This window comes from Clostridium sp. B9 (assembly GCF_050509515.1).
Lineage (GTDB): Bacteria > Bacillota > Clostridia > Clostridiales > Clostridiaceae > Sarcina.
The window spans coordinates 2,836,915-2,855,409 of sequence record NZ_JBNWKA010000003.1 but is presented as its reverse complement, the minus strand read 5'-3'; the positions used below and the strand labels follow the sequence as shown (position 1 = coordinate 2,855,409).

17 protein-coding genes are annotated in these 18,495 nt (G+C 29.6%); all 17 read left to right on the top strand.

Annotated elements, in window-relative coordinates; translation table 11 throughout:
• The 17 genes from ACQZHJ_RS12560 to ACQZHJ_RS12480 all read left to right on the top strand — a co-directional run bounded on the left by ACQZHJ_RS12560 (nucleotide 1) and on the right by ACQZHJ_RS12480 (nucleotide 18,408).
• A complete protein-coding gene (locus ACQZHJ_RS12560) occupies nucleotides 1-1,230 on the top strand; it encodes a peptidase U32 family protein (RefSeq protein ID WP_430485894.1) in 1,230 nt (409 codons plus the stop codon).
• A complete protein-coding gene (gene udk / locus ACQZHJ_RS12555) occupies nucleotides 1,230-1,856 on the top strand; it encodes a uridine kinase (protein WP_430485893.1) in 627 nt (208 codons plus the stop codon). Before ACQZHJ_RS12560 ends, udk begins: the two co-directional genes overlap by 1 nt.
• Before the next feature lie 100 nt (nucleotides 1,857-1,956).
• On the top strand, nucleotides 1,957-3,627 hold the full coding sequence (locus tag ACQZHJ_RS12550) for a penicillin-binding transpeptidase domain-containing protein (protein WP_430485892.1): 1,671 nt from the start codon (nucleotides 1,957-1,959) through the stop codon (nucleotides 3,625-3,627).
• Between the two features lie 88 nt (nucleotides 3,628-3,715).
• Nucleotides 3,716-4,417 (top strand): RNA polymerase sporulation sigma factor SigK, encoded by a 702-nt coding sequence (gene sigK, locus ACQZHJ_RS12545; protein ID WP_430485891.1) that lies wholly within the window; start codon nucleotides 3,716-3,718, stop codon nucleotides 4,415-4,417.
• A gap of 180 nt (nucleotides 4,418-4,597) precedes the next feature.
• The gene (locus ACQZHJ_RS12540) at nucleotides 4,598-5,650 is read left to right on the top strand and encodes a type IV pilus twitching motility protein PilT (protein WP_430485890.1); all 1,053 of its coding nucleotides are present in this window, start codon (nucleotides 4,598-4,600) and stop codon (nucleotides 5,648-5,650) included.
• 77 nt (nucleotides 5,651-5,727) lie between these two features.
• A complete protein-coding gene (locus ACQZHJ_RS12535) occupies nucleotides 5,728-6,966 on the top strand; it encodes a cell division FtsA domain-containing protein (RefSeq protein WP_430485889.1) in 1,239 nt (412 codons plus the stop codon).
• Nucleotides 6,967-6,979: 13 nt separating this feature from the next.
• Nucleotides 6,980-8,119 carry a cell division protein FtsZ gene (gene ftsZ / locus ACQZHJ_RS12530; RefSeq protein WP_430485888.1) on the top strand — a complete coding sequence of 380 codons (1,140 nt, stop codon included), beginning with the start codon at nucleotides 6,980-6,982 and terminating at the stop codon, nucleotides 8,117-8,119.
• 310 nt (nucleotides 8,120-8,429) lie between these two features.
• Entirely contained in the window at nucleotides 8,430-9,236 is an 807-nt protein-coding gene (gene spoIIGA, locus ACQZHJ_RS12525) for a sigma-E processing peptidase SpoIIGA (protein ID WP_430485887.1), read from the top strand.
• 13 nt (nucleotides 9,237-9,249) lie between these two features.
• Nucleotides 9,250-9,957, top strand: a complete 708-nt coding sequence (gene sigE, locus ACQZHJ_RS12520; protein ID WP_430485886.1) for an RNA polymerase sporulation sigma factor SigE — start codon at nucleotides 9,250-9,252, stop codon at nucleotides 9,955-9,957.
• A 74-nt stretch (nucleotides 9,958-10,031) separates the two neighbouring features.
• On the top strand, nucleotides 10,032-10,805 hold the full coding sequence (gene sigG / locus ACQZHJ_RS12515) for an RNA polymerase sporulation sigma factor SigG (protein ID WP_430485885.1): 774 nt from the start codon (nucleotides 10,032-10,034) through the stop codon (nucleotides 10,803-10,805).
• Between the two features lie 197 nt (nucleotides 10,806-11,002).
• Nucleotides 11,003-11,275 carry a YlmC/YmxH family sporulation protein gene (locus tag ACQZHJ_RS12510; protein ID WP_430485884.1) on the top strand — a complete coding sequence of 91 codons (273 nt, stop codon included), beginning with the start codon at nucleotides 11,003-11,005 and terminating at the stop codon, nucleotides 11,273-11,275.
• 61 nt (nucleotides 11,276-11,336) lie between these two features.
• Nucleotides 11,337-11,786: a transcriptional regulator NrdR gene (gene nrdR, locus ACQZHJ_RS12505; RefSeq protein WP_430486897.1), complete on the top strand. Its 450-nt coding sequence runs from the start codon at nucleotides 11,337-11,339 to the stop codon at nucleotides 11,784-11,786.
• Between the two features lie 163 nt (nucleotides 11,787-11,949).
• Nucleotides 11,950-12,654, top strand: coding sequence for a peptidoglycan editing factor PgeF (gene pgeF / locus ACQZHJ_RS12500; RefSeq protein WP_430485883.1), 705 nt, complete (start codon nucleotides 11,950-11,952; stop codon nucleotides 12,652-12,654).
• Between the two features lie 18 nt (nucleotides 12,655-12,672).
• The gene (gene pnpS, locus ACQZHJ_RS12495) at nucleotides 12,673-14,388 is read left to right on the top strand and encodes a two-component system histidine kinase PnpS (protein ID WP_430485882.1); all 1,716 of its coding nucleotides are present in this window, start codon (nucleotides 12,673-12,675) and stop codon (nucleotides 14,386-14,388) included.
• Between the two features lie 363 nt (nucleotides 14,389-14,751).
• Complete coding sequence (locus ACQZHJ_RS12490) at nucleotides 14,752-16,089, top strand: DUF512 domain-containing protein (protein ID WP_430485881.1); 1,338 nt, start codon at nucleotides 14,752-14,754, stop codon at nucleotides 16,087-16,089.
• Nucleotides 16,090-16,091: 2 nt separating this feature from the next.
• A complete protein-coding gene (gene der, locus ACQZHJ_RS12485) occupies nucleotides 16,092-17,408 on the top strand; it encodes a ribosome biogenesis GTPase Der (RefSeq protein WP_430485880.1) in 1,317 nt (438 codons plus the stop codon).
• 4 nt (nucleotides 17,409-17,412) lie between these two features.
• Nucleotides 17,413-18,408 (top strand): NAD(P)H-dependent glycerol-3-phosphate dehydrogenase, encoded by a 996-nt coding sequence (locus ACQZHJ_RS12480; RefSeq protein WP_430485879.1) that lies wholly within the window; start codon nucleotides 17,413-17,415, stop codon nucleotides 18,406-18,408.
• Nucleotides 18,409-18,495: the final 87 nt, after the last annotated feature.

The following is an 18,495-nucleotide window of genomic DNA, read 5'->3' as shown; positions in this document are numbered from 1 at the left end:
ATGAGAAAACCAGAAATATTAGCACCAGCAGGGAGCTTAGAAAAATTAAAAACAGCTATAGATTTTGGAGCAGATGCAGTTTATATTGGAGGAAGTAAGCTTAACTTAAGAGCTTTCGCTGATAATTTTACTAATGAGCAAATAGCTGAAGGAGTAAAGTATGCACATGATAGAGGAAGACTCGTTTATGTTACTATGAACGTATTCCCACATAATGATGATTTAGTTGGATTAGAAGAGTACATAGTTGGACTATATGAATTAAATGTAGATGCTATAATAGTTTCAGACCCATCAATCATAATGACTGCAAAAGAAGTTGCACCAGATTTAGAAATACACTTAAGTACTCAAGCTAATAACGTAAACTGGAAGTCAGCTAAGTTCTGGCATAGTTTAGGTGTTAAGAGAATAGTTTTAGCTAGAGAACTTGGATTTAGAGAAATTGAAAAGATTCATGAAAACTTACCAGAAGACTGTGATTTAGAAGCATTCGTTCATGGTTCAATGTGTATGGCATACTCAGGAAGATGTTTAATTTCAAACTACATGACAGGAAGAGATTCAAATAGAGGAGCTTGTTCACAAGCATGTAGATATAAGTACTACTTAATGGAAGAAAAAAGACCTGGAGAGTACTTCCAAGTTATAGAAGATGATAAAGGAACATACATAATGAACTCAAAAGATTTATGTATGATAGAATATATCCCAGAACTTGTTAAGAGTGGAATATACTCATTCAAGATTGAGGGAAGAATGAAGAGCCCATACTATGTTGCAGCAATAGTTAAAGCTTACAGAGAAGCTTTAGATAAGTATTGGGAAGATCCAGAAGGATATGAATTTGATCAAAAATTAATGGATAACTTATTAAAGGTTAGTCACAGAAGATATCACACAGGATTTTATTTTGGAAAATCAGGAGAGCAAGTTTATGAGTCATCATCTTATATAAGAGATTATGATATCGTAGGAGTTGTTAGAGATTATAACGAAGAAACTCAAGTTGCAACTATAGAACAAAGAAACAGATTATTCGAAGGAGATACTGTTGAAGTATTAAGCCCAGTTGGAGATTATTATGAAATCCAAATGAATGATATGAAAAACGAAAATGACGAAAAAATAGATGTTGCTAACAGAGCTCAAATGATATTCAAGGTTAAAATAGATAAACCTGTTAAGATAAATGATATGTTAATTAAGTGCAAGGAGGCAAACAGCTAATGAAGAGACCAATTTTTATAGGAATAACAGGTGGTACTGGTTCAGGTAAAAGTACAATAGCAAAAGAAATATACAGACAATTTGGTGAAGATTGCATAGCAATGATTGAGCAAGATTCATACTACAAAGATCAAAGCCATTTATCAATGGAGGACAGAGTTAAAACTAACTATGATCATCCAAATGCTTTTGATAACACACTTTTAGTAGAGCACTTAGACTCACTTTTAAATGGACAGTCTATAGAAAAGCCTAGCTATGATTTCTCAATACACAATAGAGTTGAGGAAACAACTACAGTTGAGCCAAAGGAAATTGTTATTGTAGAAGGAATTTTGATACTAGAAGATCCAAGAATAAGAGAACTTTTAGATATAAAGATTTACGTTGACACAGATGCTGATGTTAGAATCATAAGAAGAATGGTCAGAGACATGAATGAGAGAGGAAGAACTATGGAGTCTGTTATAAATCAGTACTTAAACGTAGTTAAGCCTATGCATAACCAATTCACAGAGCCTACAAAGAAATTTGCAGATATAATAATACCAGAAGGTGGACATAATAAAGTTGCTATAGATATTATTGTTGCAAAAATCAAAGAGGTTCTAGGACAATACGAATAATATATTAGTTGATTCCTAAGTCTTAGATTAACTAATAAGATATCGGTATGAATAAAACACCCCTAACTTGGCTAGAATTTAAGCCAGGAGGGGTGTTTTTATGTTTAGAAATAAAAGAAAGTTAGAACTTAAAAATAGATTAATAGGATTAGTATCATTATTTTTGTTAATTCTCATACTACTTAATGTGCGGATTTATTATGTTCAAAAGAAATATAGTACAAGAGAAACAGGTGCATTTAAAGGGAATCATAAACAATATGAAAAAATATCAGATTATAATTATTCACTTCTAGATACGAATGGTGAATCTTTATTTGAATATGAAACAAAATATAAGGTTGTAATAGATTCTATGGCATTTCAATTAAATAACTTAAATCAAAACATGGAGAATATAATAGCTTTTAACTACATAATGAAGAGAGAGGATGAGGATTTTTCTTTTGACTCAGTAGTTAAAAGCGGAGGAAAGCTTTATTATGATATTTCAAAAGAAAATTTTGATAAGATAAATAGTTTAAATGATATAAAGGGAGTATATACTTATTTTGCTAATGAGAAAAAAGTAGATGAAAGTTGGAAAGTAGAGAATATGATTACTGCTACTACTGGTTTTGCACAAGTTAAAACTAGTGGTATTACTGGAAAGGTAGAAACAAAGGAAGTTGAAAAAAGTAAAAATTCTTTGGAGATGCTTATAAACAATCAGTTGGAAGGTAATACTGATTCTAAAGTTATTTTCGAGAGAAATCATGATGGACTTTATGGTGATGGAATTTACTCAACTCCAGATAGTAATTTAAATGTTAAGCTAACATTGGATAGAGATATTCAAAAGATGATGAGGGAAGTTTTAAATAGAGAAGCTTATAAAAGCTTTAGTAATGCAGGGGCTATTTTAATAGATAGTGAAAGTGGAGAAATATTAGGGTTAGCTCAGAAAAATGAATCTATGCCTAATGTTGTTTTAGGAGCAGGCAATATAAATGGGTATGAAGCAGGTTCTATATTTAAAATACTTACATTAGAAGCTGCTATGGAGTTAAAAGGAGTTAAAATAGATGATAAACTTACTTGTGAAGGAATTGTATGTAAGGATGAAAAAATACATGGGAAAATAAGCATAAGAGAGGCTTTTGAAGTTTCATGTAATGATGTTTTTTCAAAGTTAGGGGCTGAGGTAGGTACAGAGAATTTATTAGATTTTGCAAAAAAGCAAGGTGTATTTTCAAGTGTATTAGACTTAGATAATTCCACAGGAATGGAGACTAAAGGATTTGTGCCTAAAAATGTAAGTATAACCAATCTATCTATAGGACAGTCTATGCAAACAAGTTTAATTCAGATGGCGGGAACTATATCTCCTATTGTCAATAATGGAATATATGTTAAACCAACTATTTTAGAAGGGTTTGAAGACCAAAATGGAAATATGAAAAAGAGGTTAAAAGGTGTTGAGAGAGAAGTTATTTCTAAGAGTACAGCAGATGAATTGAAAAGTGTTATGAATTCAACAGTAGAAAATGGAACAGCTATAATTACTCAAATAGAAAATGTTGAAGTAGGTGCTAAAACTGGAACCGCTGAAACTACAGGTGACCAACTTCATGGGTGGTTCTTAGGATATTTTAATTACGGAGGAAAGTATTATACTCTAGGAGTAATGGTTCCTAATATTAAAGGGGTTTATGAGGATAGAAAACCTGGTGGAGGAAATACTGCTGGTCCCATATTTAGAGATATAGTATTGGAATTTACAAAAAAATAGAGTTTTTATAAATAAAATAACTAGAAAAGGAAATATTTCAACTACCAACTCATATTATAATAATAAGCATTATTAGGGGGAACATCAATTGTTCATGTTACAATACTTATTAGAATTAGTTGGTAGTAAAATTTTTTTAACAGGCTATGTAACAGGAAATTCAACCTTCCCGAAGCCTTTAAATGAAAAGGATGAAAAGATGTATTTAGAAAGGTTGAAAACTGGAGATTTTGAAGCCAAACGAATACTAGTTGAGAGGAATTTAAGGCTAGTAGCACATATAGTTAAAAAGTATTCTTCAAATTATCAGAATACAAAGGAAGTTGATGACTTAATATCTATAGGTACAATAGGGTTGATAAAGGCGATAGATTCTTTTGATACAAGTAAAGGTATAAGGCTTGCTACTTATGCGGCTAAGTGTATAGACAATGAAATATTAATGTTATTTAGAAATAATAAAAAAATAAAGGGAGAAGTGTTCCTTCAAGATCCTATAGGTGTTGATAAAGAGGGAAATGAAATATGCTTAATAGATATTTTAAGTAGTGAAGCAGACTCAGTTTTAGAGACCGTTGAAAATTCATTACAAGTAAAGGCACTTTATAAAAAAATGTCTGATGTTTTAAGTGATAGGGAGAAAGAGATTCTTGAAATGAGATATGGTCTTTTGGATGGAGATATAAAAACACAGAGAGAGATAGCTGGAATACTTGGAATATCAAGATCATATGTATCAAGAATTGAGAAAAAAGCCCTAAAAAAATTAAATAAAGAATTCAAATATTAAATAGCACTTTAAATAGCAGTATAAATGAAAATAAGTTTTATAAAATTATGGAATTGAGATATCATATGGTTTATAATATTTATTATATGATAAAAAAGATGAATTCTTTAAAGTAGTTTGTTCATTTCGTTTTGAAATGGACAAATTACTTATATGAAGGATTACGCTTAGGAGGAGATTATGCAAAGTTTGACAGAACTTTTAGAATTGACAGTTAAAGAAGGAGCATCTGACTTGCATTTAACAGTAGGCATTTCTCCGATAATAAAGGTTAATGGAAAATTAATAAGATTAGAAGAAGAAATATTACGTCCTGAAGATACTGATGCTTATGCAAGAGAAATACTTCAAGAATCATATGAAAAATATGATGCTATTGGAGAGTATGATACCTCTTACTCATTGCATGGTAAAGGTAGATTTAGAGTTAATATATATAAGCAAAGAAATAGTACAGCTTTAGCTATTAGAGTTATTTCTTTAGATATGCCAACCCTAGATGAACTAGGATATCCTGATGTTTTAAGGGAAGCTTGCAATTTGAAAAGGGGTTTAGTTTTAGTTACAGGGCCAACTGGTAGTGGAAAGAGTACCACATTAGCTGCTTTAATAAATGAAATAAACACCAATAGAGAAGCACATATTATAACTGTAGAAGATCCAATTGAATTTTTACATAAACATAATAAATCAATTGTAAATCAAAGAGAAATTGGAAAAGATACTTTAAGTTATGAAAGAGCTTTAAAAGCTGCATTAAGAGAAGATCCAGACGTAATATTAATAGGAGAAATGAGAGATTTAGAAACTATATCCACAGCAATTACAGCAGCTGAGACTGGACACTTAGTTTTTTCTACGCTTCATACAATCGGAGCAGCTAAAACTATTGATAGAATAGTGGATGTATTTCCACCACATCAACAGGAACAGATAAAAATTCAATTATCATCTGTTCTTCAAACTATTGTTTCTCAACAATTAGTGGAAAAAGTTGATGGAAATAGAACTGCTGCTTTAGAAATAATGATTGCGACACCAGCAATAAGAAACTTAATAAGAGAAGGTAAAACTCACCAAATAGAATCATCAATACAAACAGGAAGTAAGTATGGGATGAAGACTATGGATATGGAGTTAGCTAACCTTTACAGAAATGGCGACATAACAGAAGAAACTGCGCTAAATTCTGCAATAGATAGGGAAATTTTAAGTCGATTATTGATGTATTAATTATAAAGGGAAAATGAAATAATAATAGAATATATATAATATTACAAATTTTAGATAGGGAGGTACACGGAGAGGAAATGCCTAAAAACATAGTTGGGCTAGATATTGGCAACAGAAGTGTGTGTGCAGTAATATCTAGTGAAAATGAAAATGGAGAATTTGAAATTTTAGATTTCGTTGTAACAGATGTAGATGGTGTATCTAAGGGTAAAATAATAGATGAAGAATCTGTTATAAAATCCGTAAAAGAATGTCTAAAAGAACTAGCAGATAAGACAGGACATAATATTCAGGGTGTTTACCTAAGTTTAAAGAATCAAGGGTGTAGAATAGTAGAAAACAAAGGGTATTCATATACAGACAATGAGGATTCTTTAGTATTTAAAGAAAATATAGAAGAAGCTTATATAGAAGGAAGAACTTTAAAAGTAGATGATGATGAATGTGTAGCAGATAGTACTATTAATTCATTTTATACAGAAGAAGTTGGATTTATTGAAAATCCAATAGGAATGAAAACAGAAAGAATAGAGATAAATGAAAATTTAATAGTGGCTTCAAGAGAACAAATAAGCATATTAAATAAAATAGTTTTAAGTGCTGGATATGAGGTAATTGGAACTGTTGGTTTAGGATACGGATTTAAAAATATATTTTTAAATGAAAAAACAGAAACAAGCAATGTTGTTATAATAGATGTTGGAGCAGAGGAAACACAAATATTTAGTTATAAAGGAAATGTTCTTAAGAATATGGAGTATATACCACTTGGTGGAAGAAATATAACTAAGGACTTAGCTATATGCCTTTCAATATCTGAGGAAGAAGCTGAAAGATTAAAATTGCAATATTCTTCAAAATATTATAGTATTAGAAAGGATTATAATAATATTTCCTTTGAAGAACACATATTAGATACCTATTTAATTCACGACATAATAGATGCAAGGTTAAGTGAAATGTTAGATATTGTTAATAATAAATTATCAGAAAATGATATTTTAAGTACTACAGATATGATAATATTAACTGGTGATGGAATTAGTTATTATGAGCATATTAGAGAGAGATTAGAATACATAAGTGATAAAGAGGTAAAGATTTTTACTAAAAAACAATTTTTATTTGATAATTCTTCGATAATTAATGCAATTGGTATTGTTAAAGAGGTATATGATAGGTTAAAATTAATATGTGATGAAGCGTTACTTTCAGGGAAAAAAGTGATTGTTGATAAAGAAACTAAATTTGAAAATAAAAGTGTAAAAAAGAGAGGGCTTTCAAAAATAATAGCATTCTTAGAGGAGCTTTTCTAAAGGAGGAATTGGTTTGTTAGATTTTGATGTAGATATACAGTCATTTACTAATATTAAGGTAATTGGATGCGGAGGCGGAGGCGGAAACGCTGTTAATAGAATGATTCAAGAAGGACTAAGAGATGTTGAATTCATAGCTATAAACACAGATAAGCAAGCATTAACATTATCTCACGCACAAAATAAAATACAAATAGGTGATAAACTTACTAAGGGATTAGGAGCAGGTGCTAATCCAGAAATAGGTAAGAAAGCTGCCGAGGAAAGCAGAGATGAGATAACTGAGGCTATAAGTGGTGCTGATATGGTATTCATAACTGCTGGTATGGGTGGTGGAACTGGTACAGGTGCTGCACCAGTAGTTGCTGAAATAGCAAAATCAATGGGAATATTAACTGTAGGTATAGTAACTAAACCTTTCCCATTTGAAGGAAGAAGAAGAATGACTCATGCTGAAATGGGTATAGCTAACTTAAAAGAAAAGGTAGATACTTTAGTTACAATACCAAATGAAAGACTTCTATCAATGGTTGATAAGAAAACAACATTATTAGAGTCATTTAAGAAAGCCGATGATGTATTAAGACAAGGTGTACAAGGTATATCAGATCTTATAACTAACCCTGGTTTAATAAACTTAGACTTTGCAGACGTTAGAGCTGTAATGTTAGATAAAGGTTTAGCTCATATGGGTGTTGGATATGGTAAGGGAGAAAGCAGAGCACAAGATGCTGCTAGAGAAGCTATCTCATCTCCATTATTAGAAACATCAATAGTTGGAGCTACTGGAGTTCTATTAAACGTAACAGGAGATTCAGAGCTTGGATTATTAGAAATAAATGAAGCAGCTGAAATTGTTCAAGAAGCAGCTGACCCAGATGCTAACATAATATTCGGTACTGTTATAGATGAAAATCTGAAAGATGAAATTAGAATAACAGTTATTGCTACTGGATTTGAAAAAGAGCGTCAAAGAATGGGAATGTCTTCACAAGGAACAGTTACAAGAGAGTCTCAAGTACAACAAGAAGTTGTTACTGAAAGAGCTCAAGAAACTGTTGCACAACAAGAAGTTGCATCAACTTCAGAACAAGAGAATAGATATAATGATGATTTAGAAATACCTATGTTCTTAAGAAGAGGAAGAAGATAATATTTTTAAATAAAAAACACTTCTAGTAATTATACTAGAAGTGTTTTTATTTTATTCCAGTTAAATATGGAAATTATTATTTAATAATATGTTCGAAACTTTAAGAAAATATGAAATTATATTTAATGGATATATTTTTATTACAAGAATAGACAAATGGAAAATAATTATAATGTTAAAAAACAAATATATACTAAATTATTGTAGAAAAATGTTGAAAAAGAGTGAAAGAAAATATGCATAATTCATATATAATGACAAAATTTTAGAAAAAGAAAGATTATAATTATAACTAGGGAGTGAGTTATTTATGACTGTGTATATAGATATTGTCATATTAGAAAATTTTTTAATTAATTTTTTTCTACTATATTTAACTTTGCAGACCTTAAAGGAAAGGATAATTTACAAGAGAATAATACTAGCAGCTTTCTTAGGTGCAATATACACTTTATTAGTGTTCGTTCCGAATCTAAATATACTAACATCGTTGCCTTTTAAACTGCTTTTTTCTTTAGGTATGATTTCCATTATCTTGGAAAAAAGAGATATTAAGTCAATAATTAAAAGTTTTATATCATTTTTAGTAATAACTTTTGCTTTTTCAGGAGTTTGTCTTATGTTTGCTTTAGCTGAAAATGAATATGATATTTTAGACTCTTTTATAATAAGTGATTATTCAACAAAGGCAGTTATATTTTCATTGATTATAAGCTATGTGCTTGTAAGTGGAGTTATGAATTATTTCAAAAATAGAGCAATAATAAATAATTTTATATATGATTTAGATGTTTGTATTGATTCAGAAGTTATAAGTCTAAGAGGTTTTTTAGATACAGGAAATGGATTGGTTGAACCAGCTACTGCGCTTCCTGTAATAATAGCAGAACGGGATAAATTTAAGGGGATAAACATTAAGGGGAAAAATCAATTTAAGATACCGTATAAGGTGGTTGATGGAAATTCAGGGTATATGAATGGGATTAAGATTGATAATATAAAGCTTTCTAATTTTAAGGGAGAAATAATGACTAGAGATGTTATATTATGCTTTTGTGATAACAAATTAAGTCAAGAAGGAGATTATGAAGCTTTATTGTCTAGAGGAATTATATAGGGGTGATTAGGTTATGTTAAATATAAGACTTTTACTTAATAAGTTATTTACTAAGTTAGATATTACAGTAGAACCAATATATTATGTTGGTGGAAACGATGTTCTTCCAGCTCCACTTAGCAAGGATGAAGAGGAGGAGCTTGTTAATAAGTTAGGAGAAAATGATGAAGCTATTAGAAGTATCCTTATAGAAAGAAATTTAAGGCTAGTAGTTTATATTGCTAGAAAATTTGAAAATACTGGCGTTGGAGTAGAGGATTTAATTTCAGTTGGGACAATAGGACTTATAAAAGCTGTTAATACGTTTAATCCAGAAAAGAAAATAAAGCTTGCTACTTATGCGTCAAGATGTATAGAAAATGAAATACTTATGTATTTGAGAAGAAATAGTAAGGTTAAAGCAGAAATATCTTTTTATGAGCCTTTAAATATAGATTGGGATGGAAATGAGTTGTTGCTATCTGATATTCTTGGTACAGATGATGATATTGTTTACAATATGATAGAGGATGAAGTGGATAAACAACTTTTATTTACTGCAATGAAAAATTTATCAAATAGAGAAAAAGAAATTGTTGAGTTAAGATTTGGATTACATGGTTATAAAGAAAAAACTCAAAAAGAAGTAGCTGATATGCTAGGTATATCACAATCGTATATATCAAGATTAGAAAAAAAGATAATAAAAAGGTTAAAGAAAGAAATTAACAAAATGGTTTAAAGGTATAAAATTAACCTCTACAGGTAATAATTAAAATGCGGAAGGGAATTACTTCGAAGGGGTTGATTTCAATTATGATGATAAATAAAGTAGAGATATGTGGAGTCAATACAGCTAAATTACCAGTTTTAAAAGAAAAAGAGATGAAAGAATTATTACTGCAGATGCAAGGTGGAGACAATAGTGCGAGAGAAAAATTCATAAAGGGGAATCTGCGACTTGTACTTAGTGTTATCCAAAGATTCAATAATAGAGGCGAAAATGTAGATGATTTATTTCAAGTTGGTTGTATAGGACTTATGAAATCTATAGATAACTTTGATTTATCACAAAATGTTAAATTTTCAACTTATGCTGTACCCATGATAATAGGAGAAATAAGAAGATATTTAAGAGACAATAATACAATTAGAGTTAGTAGATCTTTAAGAGATATAGCTTATAGGGCTCTATTGGTTAGAGATAAACTAGTAAATGAAAATAATAAGGAACCTACAGTATCTCAAATAGCAAAAGAACTTAAAATTCCAAGAGAAGATGTTGTTTTTGCATTGGATGCTATACAGGATCCAGTATCTTTATTTGAACCTATATATCATGATGGTGGAGATGCTATATATGTTATGGATCAAATTAGTGATTCGAAAAACCAAGATGATAGTTGGCTTGAAAACATAGCTATAAAAGAGGCTATGAAAAAGTTGAATGATAGAGAAAAGCTAATTCTTAATCTAAGATTTTTTAATGGAAGAACTCAGATGGAAGTGGCTGATGAGATAGGAATATCCCAGGCTCAAGTTTCAAGGTTAGAAAAAATAGCATTAAAGCACATGAGAAAATATGTATAGAGCTCTTTTGAGCTCTATTTTTTTGAGCATATTAAAAAATATATAACAATTATATAATTTAGTTTATATAATTTAATACAAGGTAATTGCATAAATATTTGTTATGTTATTTTAGAAAAAAGCTTTCTTCTATTAATAAATAAGAAAATAAAACATATAAATTAATTATAAGATATGTTTTGGGAGGAGAGTAATTTATGGAAGAAAGTTTGTTTTCACTTAATAATTTAAGATCTATGGAAGTTATTGATATAACTGAAGGAAAGAGGCTAGGGCTTATTTCAGATGTGAAGATTGATTGTGATGATAATAGGATATTATCTATAATAATACCGGGAGAAAAAACATCTTTTTTTAGTAAATCAGAAGATATAGAAATTGACTGGTCTGATGTTTATAAAGTTGGTATTGATGTTATATTAATTGACTCAAAGGGGAAAAATATACTAGATGTTCAAAAATATATATAGAAATTGGCTTGAAAAGAAGGTATAATGGTATTACAACTTAGAGAAAGGCGTGGAATTTAAAATGAGATGTCCTTACTGTTCTTATGAGGAAAGTAAAGTTGTGGATTCAAGATCTGCAGAAGATTATAATGCGATTAGAAGAAGAAGAGAGTGCTTAAAATGCTCTAAGAGATACACAACTTATGAAAAAGTAGAAGATATACCAATACTTGTTATAAAAAAAGATTTAAGCAGAGAAAGTTTCAATAAAGAGAAGATAATAAGTGGACTTATTAAGGCATGCCAAAAAAGACCTGTATCAAGAGCTCAAATTGAAGAAATTGCTGCTGATATAGAGCGAAACATAAGTAATAAAATGATGGTTGAAATAAAGTCTGATTACATAGGTGAGATGGTAATGGAAAGACTTAAATCTATTGATGAAGTTGCATATGTAAGATTTGCATCTGTATATAGACAATTTAAGGATATTAATACTTTTATGGAAGAAATAAAAAGTTTAATGAAGTAATTTATGAGCTATCTTAAAGGATTTCCTTTAGGGTAGCTTTTGTTATATGTAATAATATTTAACTAGAATTTAATTTAATAAAGAATTGAAATATGGTAATATGAAAAATAAATATAGTTTTTAGAAATGATTAATGAGATATATAAATATAAGAGGTGATAGTATGAATAGAGAAGTTATAAATGAAAAAGAATTTATTTCATATGAAGATGGAAATATAAAGGTTAAATTTTCTACAGCTTACAATAGTGTTAATTATAAAAAAGAAGATGAAGATGGAAAGAAAAATCTTGACGATTTAAAAGAGTTGTTTGATTTAGAAAAGGTTGTTTATGTAAATCAAATACATAGTAGTGATTTTATTGATGCTACTGGTGAAGATTTTAAAGGGGATAGAGATTGTGATGCTATAGTAACTAAGGATAAAAATACATTAGTTGGAGTTTTTACAGCAGATTGTGTTCCTGTAATTGCCTATGATAAAGAAAAAGAAGTCATAGCAGCTATTCATAGTGGATGGAAAGGTACTTTTAATAAAATAGTTAGAAAAACTTGTGAGTATATGAAAGAAGCTTATGGATGTAATGATATTAAAGTTATAATAGGACCTCATGTTAGAGAATGTTGTTATGAAGTTAGTGTTGAACTTGCAGATAAATTTAGAGAGGAATTTGGCACTAAAGTTTGTAATGGAAGAATGCTTAATTTAGAAAAATGTGTTGAGATTCAATTAGACGGAATAGTTAAAGATGAGAATATAACTTCAGTTAATTTATGTACTTGTTGTGAGAAGAAAGTAAAACTTCATAGCTACAGAATTAATCAGGAGAAGGCAGGAAGATTATTCTCTTCAGTTTTTATAAAATAATTTAAGGATGGAAATCAAATGAAGAAAAGAATTATTATATTTACAACATTGATAATAACCTTTTTCTTATCTATAATGACGGCTTTATATTTAGTAATATCAAATCATAAATATTTAGAAGAAACTAAAAGTGTTTTAAATGAATATAATAAGGTTATTGCTGTTTTATTAGAAAATGATAGAGGGAATATAAAAAGTGAATTGCAAAAAATAGAATTAAGTAGTGATATGAAAAATATAAGAATAACTTATATAGATAAAGAAGGTAATATAATATTTGACACTCATAAAAAACTAAAGCAAGAAGAAGAAAGTTATCTTCAAAGACAAGAAATTAAAGAAGCTTTATCAAATGGATCAGGAAGTAGTGTTAGATATAGTGATGATTTGCACAAAAATATGATATATAGTGCATTGAAGCTTAAAGATGGTTCAATAATAAGAACGTCTATCGCTGTTGAAAATACTAAGCTATTGGATGGATCTAATACTAAGTATTTAGCTGTGGGGATTATAGTAGCATTAGTTATAGCATTAGTTTTAACTGTGAAAATAACTAATATAATTTTAAATCCATTAAAAGAGCTAGAAGAATTAACAGCTACAATAGCTAATGGAGATTTTCACAAGAGAGTAGTAATAAACTCTAAGGATGATGAAATTGAAAGCTTAGGAAAAAGTTTTAATCATATGGCTGAACAATTAGAAATAACTATAGAACAATTTAAAGATAAGCAAAATGGTCTTGAAGCGATATTAAAGAGTATGGATAGTGGAGTAATTGCTTTTGATAGAGATATGAATATTTTAATGATAAACCCTTATGCTAAAAAAATATTTGGAATAAGTGGAGAGATTGTTGGGGACAAGCTTTTAGATTATATAACTGATAAAAAAATATTAAAAGCATTCTTTAATTCAACTGATAAGGTTGAAATAGAAGTTAATTATAATAATGACCCTAAGATTTTAAAGATAAGAACTGCAAGTATAATAAATGAACCAGAAATAATAGGAACAGTTGTGGTTATTCAAGATATAACTGATATAAGAAAATTAGAAAATATGAGAAGTCAGTTTGTTGCTAATATTTCTCATGAACTTAAAACTCCACTTACATCAATAAAAGGCTTTGCGGAAACATTGAGATATGTTGATGATGAAGAAACTAGGAATAAATTTTTAAGTATAATTGATGAAGAATCAGATAGACTTGCAAGGCTTTTAGAGGATATTTTATCACTTTATGAAATAGAACAAAAAAGAACTACAGAGCTAAAAGAATTTAATGTTGATAGAGAAATAGAAAAAGTTAATATGCTTTTAACTGAACAAGCAAAGAAAAAAGGGGTAGAAATATTCCTAGAGACTAATAGCGGTTGCACATTATTAGGTGATAAAGATAAATTCAAACAAATGCTTTTAAATATAATTAGTAATGCTGTTAAGTATACAGAAAAAGGTGGCAAGGTAAAAGTTAAGAGTTACACTAAAGATATGAATTTAGTTATGGAAGTTCAGGATAATGGGATTGGAATAAGTGAAGAGGATTTACCAAGAATATTTGAAAGATTTTATAGAGTAGATAAAGCTAGAAGTAGAGAAAGCGGAGGCACTGGTTTAGGACTTGCTATAGTTAAACATATAGTTAAGCTTTTCGAAGGGGATATAATTGTAACTAGTGAATTAGAAGTTGGAACTAAGTTTGTAATAACTATACCTATAAATTTTTAGTAGAAACTAAATGTATAGATTAAAATAAATTTATTTTATGGTGTTAACACTTTAAAATAAAAGTATTTATCTTGAAGTCTAAATTAGTAGATAGTTTTTAATTATTATAGTAGAATATACTTATAATTAAGATTAAAAGAAAAAAAGTAATCTTCTAAATATATTTGGAGGATTACTTTTTGACGTTAAGGTATTGTTGTTGTTTAGATAAATGATAAAAAGTCAATAATTAAAAAGATTCCTAAAGTAATTAGTTAAAAAATATACAAAATCTTATTATAGCAACATAATTCTAATTAAGTTGACTACGTTATTTAATTAAGGTAATATAACATAGATAGTACTAAAATAGGAGTGAAGCATATGAAGAGTAGAATTGCTGAAGTCTTACCAGGTGGAATTGGTGAGGAACTAGGCTTTGAAAAGGGAGATATACTATTAAGCATAAACGGTACTAAAGTTGAAGACATACTTGATTATAGATTTTTATTAGCAGACGAATATATTGAAGTGGAAATATTAAAACCAAATAAAGAAATTTGGGAGTTTGAAATAGAAAAAGATTATGGTGAAGATTTAGGAGTAGAGTTTGAAGAAGCTATCCTAGATAAGGCAAAAAGTTGTACCAACAAATGCATATTTTGCTTCATTGATCAATTACCAAAAGGAATGAGAAAAACTCTATACTTTAAAGATGATGACTCAAGACTTTCATTCTTACAAGGTAACTTTGTTACTTTAACAAATATGAAAGATGAAGATATAGACAGAATCATAAAGTATAGAATAAGCCCAATAAATGTATCTGTTCATACAACAAATCCAGATTTAAGAAAGAAGATTCTTAATAATAGATTTGCAGGAAATGTATATGAAAGATTACAAAGGTTAGCTGAAGCAGGAATAACAGTAAATGCTCAAATAGTTGTTATGCCTGGGATAAATAATGGGGATGAATTAGAGAGAACTATTAAGGATCTTTATAAATTACGTCCTTCAGTAGAGAATGTAGCTGCAGTTCCAATAGGAATCACTAAGTTCAGAGAAGGATTAGCTGAACTAGAAATATATAACAAGGAAACAGCTAAAGAAGAAATTGATAGAGTAAGAGTTCTTCAAGAGCAATTCATAAAAGAAACTGGAAGTCCATTTATTAGACTATCAGATGAATTTTATGTTATGGCTGAAGAGGAAGTTCCAAATGATGAGTTTTATGGTGGATATGAGCAATTAGAAGATGGGGTTGGAATGATAAGACTTCTAAGAGACACTATGGAATATGATATAAAAGAAAAGTTAACTAAAAAGGGAAAAGGTAAGTTTACTCTTATAACTGGAACATCAGCTTTTAAAGAATTAGATAAGGTGTGTACAGATATAAGAGAAGCAAATAATAGTATAGATATAAAATGTCAAGCTATATTAAATGACTTTTTTGGTCATACAATAACAGTAGCTGGACTTTTAACAGGCCAAGATGTTATTAATCAGCTTAAAGATACAATTGATAGCGATTATTTAATTATGGCAGATAACATGTTTAGAAAAGGCTATGAGCCAGGAGACACAAGTGTCAGAATAATGTTAGATGATTTGACAGCAAAGGATATTGAAGAACAATTAGGAGTTAAGGTTATAGTTTGTAACTATACAGGGGAAGACCTAATAGACTTAATAAATGAACACTGTGAGGAGGAATAAGAATGAGTAAACCAATAGTTGCTATGGTTGGAAGACCGAACGTAGGTAAATCGACTCTTTTCAATAAATTAGCAGGAAAAAGAATTTCAATAGTACAAGATACACCAGGTGTTACAAGAGACAGAGTGTATGCAGAATCAGAATGGTTAAATAGAAAATTCACAATGATAGATACAGGTGGAATTGAGCCAGCAAGTAGTGATATCATTGTTAAACAAATGAGAAGACAAGCGCAAATAGCTATAGAGATGGCAGATGTAATAGTATTTGTTGTTGATGGTAAAGAAGGAATGACAGCTGCTGACCAAGAAGTTGCACAAATGCTTAGAAAAAGCAAGAAGCCAGTTGTTTTAGTTGTTAATAAAATAGATAGATTAGCTTTAGAAGAAAATAGTTATGAGTTCTATAATCTAGGAATTGGAGATCCTGTAACTATATCAGCATCTCAAGGTCTTGGATTAGGAGATATGCTAGATGAAGTAGTTAAGTACTTTAATGATCCTTCAGAAGAAGAAGAAGATGATGAGTATATAAGAATAGCTATGATTGGAAAACCTAATGTTGGTAAATCATCACTTATAAATAGATTATTAGGTGAAGAGAGAGTTATCGTAAGTAATGTTCCAGGAACAACTAGAGACTCAATAGATAGTTATTTAGAAACAGAAGAGGGCAAGTTCATACTTGTTGATACTGCCGGTTTAAGAAGAAAAAGCAAGGTTAAAGAAGAAATAGAAAGATATAGTGTAATCAGAACTTACGCCGCTGTAGAAAAGGCTGATGTAGCTATACTTGTAATAGATGCTGAGCAAGGAATAACTGAGCAAGATGAGAAAATAATAGGATACGCTCATGAAATGAACAAAGCTATTATGGTTATTGTGAATAAATGGGATTTAATTGAGAAAGATGATAAAACTTTACTTAATTACCAAAAAGATTTACAACAAAAACTTAAATTTATGCCATATGCTAAATACTTATTCATATCAGCATTAACAGGACAAAGAGTACATAAAATATTATCAACAGCTAAGTACTGTTATGATAACTACTCAAAGAGAGTATCAACAGGATTATTAAATGATGTTATAAGTAGAGCGGTTCTAATGAAAGAGCCACCTATAGTTGCATTAAAAAGATTAAAAATATACTATGCAACACAGGTTGCTACAAAACCGCCTAAATTTGTATTCTTTGTAAATGATCCTAACTTATTACATTTCTCATATGGTAGATATTTAGAAAATCAATTAAGAGAAAGTTTTGATTTTGATGGTACAGGAATAGAAATAGAATATAGAGCTAGAAAGGAGTAATTTTATGAGTAAAGTGACTTTTATAGGAGCAGGTAGTTTTGGAACTTCTTTAGGAATATTATTGGGGAATAAAGGAGTTACGGTATCTCTTTGGGATAGAGATGAAAATGTAATACATGATATTAACGTAAATAGAAAAAATGATAGATATATTAAAGATCTAGTTATTCCTAAAAATGTCACTGCTTATAAAGACTTAGATGAAGCTTTAAGTGGGGCAGAATATGTAGTTCTTGCAGTTCCTTCTCACGTTATAAGAACTGTTTGTAAAACATTAAAAGGAAAAATCAGCGATGATGTAATTTTAATTAATATTGCAAAAGGAATAGAGGAAGGGACTAACCTAAGATTATCTCAGGTTATAAATCAAGAATTACCAAATAACAGAGTAGTAGTTTTATCAGGACCAAGTCATGCTGAAGAAGTTTCAAAAGGAATACCTACAACTTTAGTTGCAAGTTCAGAGTGTATGAAATGTGCAGAGAAAGTTCAAGACTTATTTATGGATAAAAACTTCAGAATATATACAAATGATGATATCGTTGGTGTAGAAGTTGGAGGCGCTGTTAAAAACATCATAGCTTTAGCTGCTGGTGTTTGTGATGGAATAGGGTATGGTGATAACTCAAAAGCTGCCTTAATGACTAGAGGTATGGCTGAGATAGCTAGAATAGGAATTAAGATGGGTGGAAGAGCTGAAACTTTCTTTGGCCTTACAGGTATGGGAGACTTAATAGTTACTTGTACAAGTATGCACTCAAGAAATAGAAGAGCTGGAATACTTATTGGACAAGGAAAAACTGCTGAGGAAGCTACAAAAGAAGTAGGTATGGTTGTTGAAGGTATAAAAGCCTGCAAAGCTTTCTATGAATTAAAAGAAAAAGAAGGCGTAAGAATGCCTATAACTGATATAGCTTATAAAGTTTTATTCGAAGGAGTAAATGCAGAAGAAGCTGTTGTTTTCCTTATGGATAGAGATAAGAAAAAAGAAGAAATATAAGTAAGTACGCTTAGAAGAGATAGAGTTTAATCTATCTCTTCTTTTTTATATTATTATTTAGTTACATAATTAAAGGTTGGATTTTAG

Coding starts and splice junctions, on each gene's coding strand:
- ACQZHJ_RS12560 (WP_430485894.1), top strand. CDS start 1: ATGAGAAAACCAGAAATATTAGCACCAGCAGGGAGCTTAGAAAAATTA.
- udk (WP_430485893.1), top strand. CDS start 1,230: ATGAAGAGACCAATTTTTATAGGAATAACAGGTGGTACTGGTTCAGGT.
- ACQZHJ_RS12550 (WP_430485892.1), top strand. CDS start 1,957: ATGTTTAGAAATAAAAGAAAGTTAGAACTTAAAAATAGATTAATAGGA.
- ACQZHJ_RS12540 (WP_430485890.1), top strand. CDS start 4,598: ATGCAAAGTTTGACAGAACTTTTAGAATTGACAGTTAAAGAAGGAGCA.
- ACQZHJ_RS12535 (WP_430485889.1), top strand. CDS start 5,728: ATGCCTAAAAACATAGTTGGGCTAGATATTGGCAACAGAAGTGTGTGT.
- spoIIGA (WP_430485887.1), top strand. CDS start 8,430: ATGACTGTGTATATAGATATTGTCATATTAGAAAATTTTTTAATTAAT.
- sigE (WP_430485886.1), top strand. CDS start 9,250: ATGTTAAATATAAGACTTTTACTTAATAAGTTATTTACTAAGTTAGAT.
- sigG (WP_430485885.1), top strand. CDS start 10,032: ATGATGATAAATAAAGTAGAGATATGTGGAGTCAATACAGCTAAATTA.
- ACQZHJ_RS12510 (WP_430485884.1), top strand. CDS start 11,003: ATGGAAGAAAGTTTGTTTTCACTTAATAATTTAAGATCTATGGAAGTT.
- nrdR (WP_430486897.1), top strand. CDS start 11,337: ATGAGATGTCCTTACTGTTCTTATGAGGAAAGTAAAGTTGTGGATTCA.
- pgeF (WP_430485883.1), top strand. CDS start 11,950: ATGAATAGAGAAGTTATAAATGAAAAAGAATTTATTTCATATGAAGAT.
- pnpS (WP_430485882.1), top strand. CDS start 12,673: ATGAAGAAAAGAATTATTATATTTACAACATTGATAATAACCTTTTTC.
- ACQZHJ_RS12490 (WP_430485881.1), top strand. CDS start 14,752: ATGAAGAGTAGAATTGCTGAAGTCTTACCAGGTGGAATTGGTGAGGAA.
- der (WP_430485880.1), top strand. CDS start 16,092: ATGAGTAAACCAATAGTTGCTATGGTTGGAAGACCGAACGTAGGTAAA.
- ACQZHJ_RS12480 (WP_430485879.1), top strand. CDS start 17,413: ATGAGTAAAGTGACTTTTATAGGAGCAGGTAGTTTTGGAACTTCTTTA.